The organism is Hallella faecis (genome assembly GCF_018789675.1).
Classification (GTDB): Bacteria; Bacteroidota; Bacteroidia; order Bacteroidales; family Bacteroidaceae; genus Prevotella; species Prevotella faecis.
Genome location: NZ_JAHKBE010000128.1, coordinates 1 through 1,246, shown reverse-complemented (window position 1 = coordinate 1,246; position 1,246 = coordinate 1). Strand labels below are relative to the sequence as shown.

General features: G+C 41.2%; 2 protein-coding genes. Both read right to left on the bottom strand.

Features of this window, described 5'->3' with window-relative positions:
- Positions 1-196: 196 nt before the first annotated feature.
- Positions 197-550, bottom strand: coding sequence for an addiction module toxin RelE (locus tag KM934_RS12775; protein ID WP_215760998.1), 354 nt, complete (start codon positions 548-550; stop codon positions 197-199).
- Positions 540-737, bottom strand: coding sequence for a prevent-host-death family protein (locus KM934_RS12770; protein ID WP_252345012.1), 198 nt, complete (start codon positions 735-737; stop codon positions 540-542). Before KM934_RS12770 ends, KM934_RS12775 begins: the two co-directional genes overlap by 11 nt.
- Positions 738-1,246: the final 509 nt, after the last annotated feature.

Sequence of the window (1,246 nt, the reverse complement as noted above, 5' to 3'; positions counted from 1 at the left end):
GATGTTTTTATTCTCCCACGGATCTCTCAGATAAGCACAGATGCCATGCGGACTGGTGGGGGGTTAAATGGCTTTCCTCATTATGAAACGCGCGCCATTAGTTTTTCTCCCCGAAATCGGCTTGCTGCTTTTTCTCCTTACATATACGACAAGAAGCTATTGGAATTCGTTAGAGTCCAACAGCTTCATTATAGATTCATTCGATATCAAATCCCAAGTCTTGAACAAGTTGCTTGACAACATTGACTTTAACCGTAGAAGCATCCTCTTTATCATAGAGAAGAAGGAATACTACCTGACCTTTTTCAGTATTGGTAAGAACATTGAACGTGACGACTCTTGCGCCACCTGATTTTCCTTTGCCTTTTGATTTGATAGCCATACGGATTTTGCGTATGTTTTTTGTAATCTCATCGCCTTGCAAAGGGTTCTCTTTAATACTATCGAGAAAATCCTTGTAGTCTTGTTTAAAACTTGGATATTTCTTAGCGAGACGTTTTGCTTCTTTTGCAAAGTCGTCAGAAACCGATACTGTAATATTACAACTCATCGAGCAAACTATCAGCAGATTGAAGTTTACGTTTTCCGGCCATGGCTTCCTTTACCTCCGTCAAAGCGTTTCTGAGCTCTTTCATCAAGTCGCGCGGTGCGTCAATGGTATTACTTCCGTCATCGGGGAAGATGCGGAAACTGCCAGCACGCGATTTTAGGACTACGTGCTCTCCTGCTTTTGCCAAATTCAGATACTTAGTCTGATTAGTGCGAAAGTCTCTTGTGCTAACTATAACCATAATTCAAAATATTTATTTACGATGCAAAGAAAGTGCAAACCGAGTGCAATGAAGTTCACTTCAATTGCCGAGGTGCAGCCTTTCTTATGCAAAGATACTCTTTTTTTATTGAAACAACCATCGAAATGGTAGCCATTTAACATTATTTGGTAACCAATCACATATACACCTCTATTCCATTCACCTCAAATATACACACGTCTCGAAGCTTCCGAATTTCATTGGAGTCCAGCAGCTTCATTCGTCTTGTGCCTTTGTAGAAGTCATATTTGAGGGAGATGCAGCGGTGTAAAGGTGGGTATTGAATAGGTTTGTGAAGGGATGAGAGTGATGATGACTATAGTTATTCGGGCAATAATACAATTCCTACGCGTACTTTTGCTCCACAGTGAGGGCAGAATGGCTTAACGAAAACCTTCCATTTCATGGCACGTTTTCTCGCCATGGCAGAGCTT